Genomic DNA, 14,070 nt, shown 5'->3' with positions numbered 1-14,070 from the left:
GGGGGAATGAGGTTCTACATTTTAATTTCTATTTGGTTTCTATTCTTCTCTGTTGAATCTAAGGCCGATAAATACCCTGTATTCAAGCTAGAGGCGTTGGGTCGTAGTGTGTACCAAGGGACGTTTACGGGCAACGGTTTGTTAGGGACAATGACTTACATGAAAGGAGATAGTTCGGCCAGAATCGATATCGGACGTACTGATGTGTATGATCATAGGGCCAATTCGGCATCTGCTTTATTTGATAAGGCACGGTTATTAATAGGGCATTTTGAGTTGATCTTTCCCGATGGAATACAGAAGTCGTGGGGAGAGATGGATTATCATCGTGGTGAGTCCTATGGCTATTATTCCACCAATAAAGGAGTGGCACGAATTCGTACGATTAGCTTTGCCGAGCAAAATATTATCTATATTGAGATTTCTAAGGGGAAAGACGATTCGCCTCAAATGAAGTGGATATCCGAGAAGGCGCGAAGTACACGTATGAATTTTGGACATGCGCAAAAGCCGGATTATTATCCCGAAAATCCTCTACCTTATACCGTTGAAGATGGTGTGATCAAGGTATCAGTACAGCCTCTGCTAGCAGGAGGTGGATATGCTACAGCTTATAAAAAGATCGAATTAACAGATAAGGATGTGTATCTAGTGACAGTATCATATTCGCAATCTTCGGATAGCTATATCAAGGAAGCTATCCAGAAAGTGAGTCTGTTCGATAGGAGTTCGTTAGAAAAGAGTATCGATTCACATAGAAAATGGTGGGAAAAATATTATGAGCGGTCGAATCTAATACTACCGGACGAACAGTTGCAACAGTTTTATAATATGCAGCTGTACAAACTAGGCTGCGCTACTCGTTCGGATAAGCCGGCTATCGATCTCCAAGGGCCTTGGCCTGCTAATACACCTTGGCCCGCTTATTGGCATAACTTGAACATACAGCTTACTTACTCACCAACTTTTACGGCCAATCACCTAGAGATCACATCATCATTAATAAATATGATCGATCAGAACGTCGATAATTTGATTAATAATGTCCCCGAACAGTATAGGTACAATAGTGCAGGTATTGGAAGGACTTCAGCGCCTGATATGATTAGTCCAATTTATTTGCAAAAGGGTGCTAACGGAAAAAATTGGAGTGATGGTGAGAAGGAATTAGGAAATCTGACATGGATGCTACATAGTTATTATCAATATTACAGATATTCTATGGACACGACAGCTTATGACCGATTGTTTTCCCTGTTAAAGCGTGCGGTCAATTATTATATTCATCTTTTAGATAAGGATGAAAGAGGTAAGTATCATATAGCAGTACGTACGTATTCTCCGGAATATTCTAAAGGTTATGCTTACGACACGAATTATGATTTGTCTATTTTAAGATGGGGACTAAAAACACTAATTGCTCTGGATAATGAGCAAGTTGGTGAGGATAGCCAGTATTTGGAATGGGTAGATATTTTGAATAATTTACGGGATTATCCGAAAGATTCAAATGGCTTTATGATTGCAAAAGATTTGCCTTATGCGGAATCACATCGACATTATTCACATTTGATGATGATTTATCCGTTTTACGATGTTAATTGGGATCAGATTGAAAATCGAGATATTATCTTGAAATCCATTGCGCATTGGCAAAGTAAAAAGGATTTCTTACAAGGGTATTCTTTTTCTGGTGTAGCATCAATGTATGCTATGATGGGAAAAGGAAATCGTTCTCTTGAAGCATTGCAAGTACTACTCGGAAAATATATTAAGCCTAATACTTTGTATGCAGAAACAGGTCCGGTAATAGAGACCCCCTTGGCAGCAATGGCTAGTATTAATGAAATGGTGCTTCAGTATTGGAATGGTTCTGTTCGTGTTTTTCCTGCTGTACCGGATTCGTGGAAGAATGTGTCATTTACGAATTTTCTCACAGACGGTGCTTTCCTTATTTCTGCACAACGGAAAGATAGTGAGACTGTTGGTATCAGGGTGAAAAGCCAACATTCCGGAAGTATTAGTTTGAAGCATGATATAAAAGATGTGAAAATAAAGATTCAGGGTGAGGGGAGAATCGTTAGTAAGAGCAGCGGTCATATTAATTTATGGCTATCTCAAGGAGCTATCGTTCACATCTCAAATTAAATATTGTATACTAAATCGATGGACTCTGAGATTACATCAATATCGATTATAAAAAATAATTAGAAATATGAAAAGAAGATCTTTATTAAAAGGGGTGGCTTTAGGATCCTTTTTTGGAATGATAGGAGGTGTTTTTGCAAAGGATAATAAGGATTTAGAAGAAGAGAACGTCTTAGTTAAATCTAAGGTGGATGATAGAGCGTACTGGGTGTCTGTACTAACAAAAATAGCAACTCCAATATTGGAGAATATAAGTAAGCAAGAGTTTTGTAAGAATATGCCTATGCAAGTGAGCCCTTCTTATGGTAATCGGGATCCAAATTTAGGCTATCTGGAGGCTTTTGCAAGGTTGTTGTCTGGGATGGCTCCCTGGTTAGCATTGCCCGATGATCATACAGAAGAAGGTAAATTACGTAAAAAATTTAGGGAACAAGCTTTGTTGGGGGTGCAACATGGTGTAGATCCCGAATCTCCTGATTATTTTGTTTGGCGAGGGGCTGCCAATCAGACGGTAGTAGATACCGCATTTTTGGCAATGGCGTTTTTGCGTGCTCCTGCTGCTTTATGGGAACCATTACCCGAATTGACAAAAAAGCAAGTTGTGGAAGAGTTTAAACTGCAGCGAAGATTTAAGCCAAATGAAAATAACTGGTTGTTATTTTCGGCGGTAACGGAGACTTTTCTACACAGTATCGGTGAGGAATGTCTCCGCGAGCGAATCGACTATGCGGTGGAAAAATTTGATAAAGAATGGTACGTTGGCGATGGTTGGTATAGTGATGGACCAAAATTTCATTTTGACCATTATAATGGCTATGTCATTCATAATATGCAGGTGGAATCATTGTTTCACGGGATGAAGGGCAATACGAAATATATAGAAATGTATAATCGTGCCTATAAGCGCATGCAGCGTTATGTTCAACATTTAGAACGTATGATTTCTCCGGAAGGTTACCCCTTGGTTGTCGGCCGTTCATCAACCTACAGAACTGCGGTATTTCAGCCATTAGCTGCAACGATATTAGATAATAAGTTACCGCAGGGTATTACTAAAGGTCAGGCTAGGGCAGCGCTCACTGCAGTATTTAGAAATACTTTTGTAGATAATACCATTAGTGAGTCTGGTTGGATGACGATGGGGGTCGTGGGGGATAAGCAAACAAGTATGGCGGACTATTATAATAACTCGGGATCTTTGTATATTGCTTCTTTGGCTTTTATGCCATTGGGACTTTCTTCCGATGATGAATTCTGGACGACTAATCCCGAAAGGTGGACGACACAAAAAATTTGGAACGGAGATCCTTTTCCTAAGGATCACTATGTGAATTATTAATATAGTATGACTTTACCCTTCCAGATTTTCATCTTTCAGAAATTCGGAAGGGTTTTTACCAAAGTGCTTTTTAAATTCTTTACTAAAATATTTTCTGTCCGAAAAGCCTACAGCATAAGCTACCTGACTAATGTTTTTTTCAAACCGGAGTAGTTCAATAGCTTTCATAAAGCGATATTGTTTTATGAAATTGTTTACAGAAAGGTTAGTGATGGATTTCAGTTTTTTGTACAATACAGGTTGACTCATACCTAACTCCCTAGCAAGCAAATCCACACCAAAATTTCCATTTATTAAATTCGTATTTATAATACTTTCAAGTGTTGAGATAAAATCATGATCTAATGCTGATAGCTCATGTGGGTTTTCTATTTTAAACTCCTCCCGCTTTTTCGAGGCTATTTCTAATAAATTTCTTACGGTTAATAGTAGTAGCTGGGGATTGAATGGTTTGGATAGATAGACATTTGCTCCGTACTGTAACCCGCTGACTTGAGACAACTCACTTGTATCTGCAGTAAGTAGTATTAAAGGGATATGAGATGTCAGTATATTGGATTTGATTTTTTTACACATTTCTAATCCATTCATACGAGGCATCATTACATCGGATATGATAATGTCGGGAATAATTTGAAGAGCTTGTTCCAAACCTTCCTCTCCGTTATAGGCAACGAAGACCTTATAGTGCTCAATGAATATTTTTTGTATCGTATCTGCCAACTCTACATTGTCTTCAATAAGAAGAAGAGTCTCATTTTTTGTATGTTTTGTAAAAGCTGTTGAGATCTGTACGGTGTCTTTAGCCTCTTGGTTTAGGATGTTTTCACTTTCCACGTTCGGTATACTTGGGAGAGTTAACGTGAAAACAGTAAACTGTTGATTATCGATTGTTTCGGTTTTACATTTTATTGTTCCCTTATGCTCTTCAACGATTTTTTTTGTTAATGCGAGGCCAATACCAGTACCTATATTATCATTGGCATTGGGTGCACGGTAGTATTCTTCAAAAATCTGAAACTGATTGTTTTCAGAAACTCCTATCCCATTGTCTGCGATACGTATGGTGGTTTCGGAAAAAGACGAATGTATTTCCATGAAAACGGAGCCTCCGACATTACAGTATTTAATCGCATTGGATAGAAGATTAAATATAGCTTTATCAAATTGACTGGTATCAACAAATATTAAATGATCTCCCTCAATGGATTTGATATAATAGTTAAGCTTTTTGGATAGAGCCAAGTCCGAAAATAAATAAAAAACGTCTTCTAGATAAGGTTTAAGCGAAACTGACTTTAAGTGGATAGTTTCCTTTCCATCGTCAAATTTTTTAAAGTCTAAAAGCTCATTGACGATGTGTAAAAGCTTATCCGCATTTTTCTTGAGTCTTATTGCTTTGAATTGGACAGTAGGGATTTCTTCTGTTGATTTTATGATTTCTTCAATAGGAATGGTAATTAAAGTTAATGGTGTTCTGATCTCATGGGAGATTTGTGTAAAGAATTTAATTTTTTTACTCTGCTCTTTTTCTGCACTTAATAATAACTGTCTTTCAACTATTATAGTGATGCTGAAATGTAAGATACCGGCTATTATAATAGCGTATAACAAATACGCCCACCAAGTCTTCCAAATAGGTGGTAATACGACGAGCTTAATCTGTAGGGGAGTTGTACTCCATACGAGATCGTTATTGCTAACCTGTAATAATAATTTATACTCGCCTTCCGGTATATTGGTGTATCGGATTGATGGTTGTTCAACTTCTATCCATTCCTTATCAAATCCCTCCAGTTTATATCTGTACCTGTTTTTTTTCGACTTAATAAAATTAGAACTGGCAAAATCTACTGCTAAGAAGTTTTCATCGTGGTTTAGGGATAAGGTATAAGAGTTTTCGTTTTGTTGGCTGACTAGACGGTCAAAGGATAAAAGTTTATCGTTGATTTTTATATTTCCAAGAATAATAGAGGGTATCTGTTTATTTAAAGATATTTTTCTGGGATTAAAAGAGGTTAGACCGTTTAAGGTGATTAGAAATATAGAACCGCTTTCGCTTAGGAAAAGTTTGGCATTTTGTAGGTTTTTACCAGGCAGGCCATCGTATTGATTATATAAGTTACTGTATTTCGTGTTTAGATCGTAGTAAATCAATCCGCTTTTACTGGTCACCCACAGGATATTATCCACTATTATAGGCCATCCTAACGTATTGTTTTTGAACTCTGCTATAAGCATCAGCTGACCCCGATCGTTTATTTTGTAAATGGTTTGACGAGAGGTAAACCATAGCTCATTATTATTATCTATAAAGAATCCGTTTACGGGTAAATCGGCAGGTATGGCTACTTCTTTAAATAACATGGTGCCTACAGATTTTTTGAACAATTTTTCCTCGGATAATGCATACAGATTATGCTTTCTGTCTTCTTTAAGACTATGAATTACGACCTGAGGTAATCCTTTGATAAGAACTAATTCGTTTTTCCTACCTTTATAATAAAGGCCCGCATTAGTTCCTAAGAAAATGTTTTCCGCACTGTCGACGTAGATGCTAAATACATTATTCTTTAGCTGTTTTTCATTTCCTCCAAGGTTAAAATGAGTACTTTTTTTATGGGTGAGATCGAAAATAGAATACCCGCCGGCATATTGGGCTATGTATACTTTGTTATTTCTGATGTAGAGATCCTTAACTAAGTTTGATTGGGTGAGTTTTGGCAGCGAAGCAGCTTCACCTGTGGTTTTATCTACTAAATTAATACCTTCTTCCTCTGACGCTATCCAATAGTTTTCGTGTGTTTCGACCATGTCACTGATAATATCACTGTTCAGTCGGAAAGGTGCAGGTGATTTCGTGGAGGTGGTACGAAAATTAATAAAGTTGGGGTAGATGGCATTAAGCCCACCAAAATAGGTGCCTAACCATACAATTTGCTGATTATCTACAAAGATATCATAAATAGAATTTTGACTTAATGATTGTTTGGTCAGGGCATTGTGTTTATAATTATAAAAGAGCCGTTGATTGTCAGATAAAATGGATAATCCTTTTAGCGTGCCCACGAGTAATCTACCCGTTGGGTCCCGGGTAATAACTCGAACATTGTTACTTAGAATATTACTGTTTTTATCATTATAATCTTTCCATTCATTATTAGCGAAATTGTAGTGGAATAGTCCATTGAACTTGGTTGCCACCCATAAAGAGGAGTGTTCGAAGAAAAGTGAAGGAATAACGTTGTCCAAGCTTGATTTAATCGGAATTTCTAGATTTTTGGTAAATACTACAGTTTTTCCTTTTAATGCCACTAATTCAACCCCGTAGTCACTGGAAATAACATATTGCTCATTGTTTATTTTTACTATGGCTTGTACTTTGTTTCTGGAAAGGATTTTGTCTAACGTAAAGGACCCACTGTTAGGGTTCGCTTCGTAGAGTCCGTCTTCGGCGCATATGAAAAACCTACTATCTGCCTTTAGAAAATTATAAACAACGAGACCTTTTTTGAAAGGACGATCTTTATCAAGAACCCACTTTCTATTGTGTATATCGAAGATGAATAAATGAGTAGATGAGGCTATAAATAGATTATCATTATCATTAATAGCTATTTTGGTGATATAGCCTAAACCACCGAAAGTTGAATCGCTATCCACGAGGTTTTGAATTTGTCTGGAATTGTAGTTGAAAATATTGTTTTGGCCGGCAAACCAAAGTCTGCCTTCTGAATCTTGGCTTATAGACAATACGGGTTGCTTGTCAAACACATTTTCTTCCGTAAGAGATTCAAAATTTATTTCCTGACAATTGCATTCTAGATATGCAAAGAAGCTAAATATAAAAAGGAGTATTTGAAATTTGGGGCTGCTCATGTCGGTTTTTGGTTGTCTAGCGGTTCAAATTTATGATTTTACCCCTAAATATTTAAAATATTGCCCCTTTTTTATTTATGGCTTTGTTCAATTTTGATTAGTTAAATAACCATTGTAAAAACCAAAAATATATGATGAAGCTCTACAAAGCAGGGTTGTATGTACTCTTACTACTTATGGTGGATGTCACCATGGCCCAGCAACGAATCTCTGTGAGGGGGATTGTAACAAATAGTGGCGGAGAACCTATTCTCGGTGCCTCTGTGCGTGAAAAAGGGGGGAAAGCCTCCACCTCAACAAATAATAAGGGAAATTTCAGTATTGAAGTATCTGAAGGCGCAATACTTGTTGTCAGTAGCGTAGGTTACACTGCAAATGAGGTGGTAGCGAAATCGCAAGTTCGTGTTTCCTTGGAATCTGATGATGCGGATATTGAGGAAGTTGTGGTCGTGGGCTACGGTACACAAAAGAAATCGAACCTAACAAGTTCGGTATCTACGATTGATCAAAAAGCCTTTGAATCTCGACCTGTTTCAAATGTAATGTCTGCTATGCAGGGAGCTGCGCCTGGATTAGTAATTACAAGATCTGGTGGACAGCCTGGAGCAGAGGGGTTTTTAGCAAATATCCGTGGAGAGTTATCTACTGGAGGAAGTAGTCCCTTGGTTCTGATTGATGGAGTACCGGGTTCTCTGACTTACACTAATCCTGATGATATCGCAAGTATATCTATTCTTAAGGATGCTTCGGCAACTGCGATTTATGGTTCTAGGGGAGCGTCGGGTGTGATTTTAGTAACCACAAAAACAGGAAACGGAAAAGCTAAAGTGAATTATCAAGGAATGTGGACTTCAAAGAAGCTAGGACTGTTTCCGGAGAGGATAAGCAGTTGGGAAGAGGCTGAAATGCAAAATATGGCTCGAATTAATGCTGGGCAATCACCGGATTGGTCACCAGAGCTTATAGCGCTAATGAAAGATCCGACGAGCTACTACCGCATTAACCCTAGTAATGCTAATCAATACCAATATTTTGGAAACTTTAACTATCCAGATCTTTTATTAAGAGACCGTTCTACTCGATTAAACCAAAATATTTCTATATCAGGTAGTACAGATAAAGATAATTATTTGTTTTCCTTAGGGTATGTTAAGGATAAAGGTGTTTTTAAGTTTGGTCCAGATGATTATAACAGATTGAATGCTCGATTTAATTACAGTAGGCAATTGTTCAATAAAATCAGTTTGGAATCCAAGGTGCTGTATAGTCGTTCGGAGAGAAATTCAAGTGTGCTTGGAGCGAGCAACGACTATGGTCTGATATACAGGATTGTATCGTCTCGAAGTACCTATCCAATTTATTTGCCAGAGAGTAACGATAAGTTATATGCTGCTGGAAGTGCTGCTGGGGAGACCGTTGGCCTATTGAAGGATGGCGGAAGAAACAATAACGTAATACAGGAGATAGGATCTACTTTTCAAATTAGTACAAATGATCTGTTAACAGAGGGTTTAAACTTTAGATTGTTGTATAGTCCTAGATTTTTGATCGATAGCGACAATAATACCAGAGTGCCTGTTCCAATGTATGATATTTCCGGTCGTACTGGTTGGGCTGGCGGGATAAACTTAAATTCAATTTCGAAAGAAAGAGGCCTTACGATTAGTAATAACTGGCAGTTTGTAAGTGAGTACAATCGAACTTTTTCTCAAAAGCACGAGGTCTTAGCAAGAGCGGGGTATCGTTATGATGATTATCGTTATGACTATATAGTAGCATCAGCCCAAAATTTACCTACCGATGATATTTTGGCTTTGCGTCAATTTAGTGAAAAAAATAATACCAGTGTTTCGGATAATATTCAGACCAATGCCTTGATTTCTTTTTTCGGTACTGCTCAGTATGTCTACGATAGCAGATACATCATACAAGCGACGTTAAATAGGGAGGGAAGCTCTAGGTTGTCTCCAAAAAATAGATGGATTACGCTACCTGGTGTCTCAGCAGGATGGAGGATCAACAATGAGTCTTGGTTTGGCGAGACCTCTACTATTTTTAGCGATTTGAAGCTAAGGGCTTCTTGGGGTAAACAAGCGAATGATCCCAATAGCGGTGATCCTAGAGCCTCAAATTACGACTATGTAAGCAGGTTGTCTAAAGGAGATGCGTATCCATTTAATGATGTTCGGAATACTTATTACTGGATAGGAACAGCGGCTTCTCCATTGCGTAAATGGGAGGAAGTAACAAATACCGATGTGGGGCTGGATTTTGCAACATTGGGACGTAGGCTAGAAGGTTCATTCTCTTATTTCTGGAGAGAAACTAATGGAACTTACGGTGTGATGCCTCAACCAGGTGTATTTGGTATCGGTAGTCCAAGTGCTAATGTCGGAGATTTTAAATCTTGGGGATGGGAATTGAGTGTTAATTGGAAGGATAAGATAGGTGAAGGATTTGAGTATTTTGTCTCGGCAAATATTGCAGATAATAATAACAAAATTATTAAATATCTAAATAGGAATACAGTAGGTGCGGGACTTAATCCACTTATTGAAGGATACGCAAAGAATTCTATTTTTGGTTACCAGACGGATGGATATTTCCAAAGCGCAGATGAGATCAAAAACAATACAGTAAACCATGGTAACTCAAATCTCGGGCCTGGTGATATACGATATGTTGATGTAAATGGTGATAAGGTGATCTCTGCTGGAAGGGGTACGCTAGAAGATATGGGTGACCTCGTATTTATGGGGACACAAAATCCAAGATATTCTTATGGTTTTAACCTTGGTTTTAATTTCAAAGGAATTGATTTTAGTGCATTTATTCAAGGTGTAGGTAAAAGGCAGTATTTGTTGCCTTCAATTTTGACACTACCTTATACGGAAAGTTGGCGACAAGCCTGGGCTATACATAGAGATTACTGGACACCGGAAAATCCTGATGCTAAATTCCCTCGTTTGTTGATGGGTGGAGGAACAAATACCCGAGTTTCAGATAAATGGATTGTAAATGGTGCATACGCTAGACTTAAAAACATTCAGATCGGCTATACACTTCCTACTGATATGACCAAGAAGGCTGCTATGCAGAAAGTTCGGGTGTTTTTCTCTGGAGAAGACTTGTTTGAAACTAAAAAGTCTTGGCATCCTTATTACGATCCTGAGACACCTAATAATCAGGCTTTTGGGTATCCTTTCTTTAGGTCGTTTACGTTTGGAGCTAATTTGATATTTTAAATACGAGAAGATTATGAAGACAATATTAATAAAGCCAATGATAACTAAAATCAGAACTGGAGCTATACTGCTTTTCGTAAGTGCTATGTCCCTATCTTGTATGAAAGAACTGGATAATAAATCTGATGAAACACAGGTGACCGATGCCTCTTTTTGGAAAACAGAAGCTCATCTTAAAATGGGTGTTGTGTACCTATATACCTATTTACCGGGTATCACAGAAAACAACAGCGCAAACTGGTCTGATGATAGTCGTTCTACTGGAAGTAACAGTATTAGTGATGGAAGTAGGCTAGTCCCTAGTACAAGTGATGATTATACGGATGGCTATAAACTGATTCGCGCAGTGAACACCATTTTAGAAAAATCTGCTGAAATGAATCTCGATCAGGCGTTGAAAGACAAATACACAGCAGAGGCGAGGTTCTTTAGAGCTTATGCTTATGGAGAGCTTTTGAAACGTTTTGGTGGGGTCCCATTAGTGCTTAAGACTATGGAGCCGGGTGATCCGATATTGACTGCTCCGAGGTCAACACGAGAGGAGGTTATAAATTTAATTTATGAAGATTTAGATTATGCAATACAGCATTTGCAAGATGCAGCTGCAACCAAAGTGACTGACTATGGTCGTGTTAATAAAAGTGTTGCCCAGGCTTTAAAGGTAAGAGTTGCACTATTTGAAGGAACATTTTCTAAGTATCATAAGATCGGTGATGCGAACAAGCATTTGTTGATAGCCAAAAATACGGCAAATGATATTATGAGTTTGGGATATTACAAACTGTTTGTCTATAGGGAAAATCCAGAAAAGAGTTACTACTATTTGTTCCAGAAGGAAGGCGATGGTTTTTCGAATAAAGAGAATATACTCCCGCGTTTGTATGGAAAAGATATGGTTGATAAGATATCGACTCACAATTATAGTAGAAATCTAGAACAAGGTGCAATTACACCAACGCGATATCTTTTAGATGCCTATCTTTATAAAGATGGTTTGCCTAGATATGGATCAAATAGGTCTCCTCTTTACAAACCCAGTGTGAGTACTCTTACTGAATTTGAGGATAGAGACCCTCGTAGTGCAATGACCGTTTTGAAAAAAGGAGACAGTTATAATAATGGATCAGTATACAAACCCGCATTTGGATTTACGCAGACAGGCTACAAGACATTTAAGTATTTCAATGATGTAGATTGGACGAATCTAGCAAGTTTTACCGAACATAAGGTAATTCGGTATGCCGAGATATTGCTTTCTTATGCCGAGGCTAGTTATGAGCTGGAAGGAAGTATAACAGATGCAGATTTAGATAAATCAATTAATTTGATTAGAGCAAGGGCTGGAATGCCTAAATTAACAAATGTTTTTGCTATGAATCACAATCTGAATGTTCTTGAAGAGATCCGAAGAGAAAGAAGAGTGGAGTTCGCTCTAGAGGGAAGTTACAGGTACTGGGATATCATAAGATGGAAGATTGCTGAGCATGTTTTGCCATTACCAACTTTGGGTATTCAATATTTTGAGAATGAATATGCACAGAAGCCGAGTGTAATGCTCGACGCTGATGGTTACGTTGTCGCGCAAACTGCCGCTACCCGTAAATTCGATCCATTGAGAGACTATCTCTGGCCTTTGCCGACTGTAGAACTTGGGTTAAATCCTAAACTAGAACAAAATCCTGAGTGGAAGTAAAATAAAGATTAACAATGATAGGAATCAGTTGCTCATACAATCCATTGTGAGAGCGATTGATTTTTAGGCTTTATTTTTTGAAAAAGTAATGTTAATACATAATTTACGCCATAAGCAGCTGGTTGTCTCAGTTTTGTATGAATTTGTTTAATAAAGATGTATATCCGATGCCAGAGACACGTGGTACGGGGTTATTGACTTATACAATTATGTACGGTGTTAATCAGGGGATTTTATCAGAGGAGACGTATTTGCCAATAGCAAAAAAAGGTTGGAAGGCTCTTGTAGAGACGGTTGATACGGAAGGAAAAATGGGTTGGACCCCAATGGTCGCAGAGAAATTCGGTGCTGTCAAGAAGAAATCGACAAGAGGTTATTCTGCAGGAAGGTTGTTGATGGTCGCCCCCGAAGTCTGTAAATATTTAAAGTTAAAAGAGATATAGAAAGGTGATCTACTAGATTAAAAATAAACCGATGAATAGGAGAATCCTGATTAAGTTAATAACGACTTCCCTAGCAGGAGTTATAGGGGGCGTTGCGTACGGAAGGCAACCGTTACGTGTATTGATGGCGCCCAAAGCTCCAAATGTCGAAAATGACCGTACCTATTGGGTATCTCTAATTTCTAAAATAGCGAGTCCTATTCTGGAGAATATAAGTAAGCAAGAGTTTCGCAAGAATATGCCGATGGAAGTCAGCCCTACTTTTGATAAGCGGGATTCTGGAGTAGGTTATTTGGAGGCATTCGGTCGGTTATTGGCAGGTATGGCTCCGTGGCTGGCATTGCCAGATGATAATTCCAAAGAAGGGGCTATTCGTAAAACATTTCGTGAGCAGGCGCTTTTGGGGATTCAATACGGGGTCGATCCCAATTCACCAGATTATTTTACCTGGCGGGGACCTTCGTCACAAACTCTTGTGGATGCAGCCCACCTTGCTCTCGCATTTTTAAGGGCACCAGATGCTTTGTGGAAGCCTCTTTCTGATCTTACCAAGAAACGGGTGATCGAGGAATTTAAATTATTAAGGAAGATTAAGCCAAATGAAAGTAATTGGCTGTTGTTTGCTGCAATGACAGAAACATTTCTTTATAGTGTAGGTGAAGAATGCGCACGTGAGAAGATCGATTATGCGATCAATAAATTTGACCAAGAATGGTATGTGGGCGATGGTTGGTACAGTGACGGAGCACGGTTTAGCTTTGATCACTACAATGGTTATGTGATCCATTGTATGCAGGTCGAATCGTTGCGGCACAATATTTCGGCGGGCGGGAAATACAAAGAAATGTATGACAGAGCCTATAAAAGGATGCAGCGCTACGCTCACCATTTAGAAAGGATGATTTCTCCAGAAGGTTATCCGCTTGTTGTCGGCCGTTCTTCAACCTATAGAAATGCCGCATTTCAACCGCTTGCAGCCGTGGTATTGGATAATAAATTGCCGGAAGATATCAGCAAGGGGCAGGTGCGTGCTGCGTTGACAGCCGTTTTGAAGCATATCTATACCGATAAGACCATTGGAAAATCAGGGTGGTTGACCATGGGTGTCGTTGGTGATCAACAGACGAACCTCGCTGATTATTATACTAATGCCGGATCGATGTATGTGGCTTCTTTGTCCTTCCTGCCATTAGGGCTTCCCGCCACGGACGAATTCTGGACTTGTAAATCGGAAAAATGGACCTCACAGAAGATATTTGCAGGAGAGGTTTTTCCGAAGGACTATTACGTAACTTATTAATAAACTTAAAAAAGATAGTACGG

Annotated in this window: 7 protein-coding genes; 6 read left to right on the top strand and 1 reads right to left on the bottom strand. The window is 38.5% G+C overall.

All coding sequences use genetic code 11. The features are described from left to right. Window positions 1–6: 6 nt before the first annotated feature. On the top strand, window positions 7–2,148 hold the full coding sequence (locus G7B18_RS09610; protein WP_164109427.1) for a glycosyl hydrolase family 95 catalytic domain-containing protein: 2,142 nt from the start codon (window positions 7–9) through the stop codon (window positions 2,146–2,148). Window positions 2,149–2,215: 67 nt separating this feature from the next. Beyond that, the gene (locus G7B18_RS09605; protein WP_240452821.1) at window positions 2,216–3,487 is read left to right on the top strand and encodes a DUF2264 domain-containing protein; all 1,272 of its coding nucleotides are present in this window, start codon (window positions 2,216–2,218) and stop codon (window positions 3,485–3,487) included. A gap of 12 nt (window positions 3,488–3,499) precedes the next feature. Here the strand turns inward: G7B18_RS09605 and G7B18_RS09600 are convergent, their stop codons facing one another. Further along, entirely contained in the window at window positions 3,500–7,366 is a 3,867-nt protein-coding gene (locus G7B18_RS09600; protein ID WP_164109426.1) for a hybrid sensor histidine kinase/response regulator transcription factor, read from the bottom strand. A gap of 131 nt (window positions 7,367–7,497) precedes the next feature. Between G7B18_RS09600 and G7B18_RS09595 the strand changes: the two genes are divergently transcribed. The 4 genes from G7B18_RS09595 to G7B18_RS09580 all read left to right on the top strand — a co-directional run bounded on the left by G7B18_RS09595 (window position 7,498) and on the right by G7B18_RS09580 (window position 14,047). Then, on the top strand, window positions 7,498–10,611 hold the full coding sequence (locus G7B18_RS09595) for a SusC/RagA family TonB-linked outer membrane protein (RefSeq protein ID WP_164122444.1): 3,114 nt from the start codon (window positions 7,498–7,500) through the stop codon (window positions 10,609–10,611). Window positions 10,612–10,624: 13 nt separating this feature from the next. Beyond that, window positions 10,625–12,304, top strand: a complete 1,680-nt coding sequence (locus G7B18_RS09590; protein WP_164122442.1) for a RagB/SusD family nutrient uptake outer membrane protein — start codon at window positions 10,625–10,627, stop codon at window positions 12,302–12,304. Between the two features lie 137 nt (window positions 12,305–12,441). Continuing rightward, entirely contained in the window at window positions 12,442–12,747 is a 306-nt protein-coding gene (locus tag G7B18_RS09585) for a glycoside hydrolase family 88 protein (protein ID WP_164109420.1), read from the top strand. Window positions 12,748–12,778: 31 nt separating this feature from the next. Further along, the gene (locus G7B18_RS09580; protein ID WP_164109418.1) at window positions 12,779–14,047 is read left to right on the top strand and encodes a DUF2264 domain-containing protein; all 1,269 of its coding nucleotides are present in this window, start codon (window positions 12,779–12,781) and stop codon (window positions 14,045–14,047) included. The last annotated feature ends 23 nt before the right edge of the window (window positions 14,048–14,070 follow it).

This window comes from Sphingobacterium sp. xlx-130, assembly GCF_011007405.1.
Classification (GTDB): Bacteria; Bacteroidota; Bacteroidia; order Sphingobacteriales; family Sphingobacteriaceae; genus Sphingobacterium; species Sphingobacterium luzhongxinii.
Note: the sequence above shows the minus strand (reverse complement) of the source record. Positions and strands in the feature narration are given on the sequence as shown.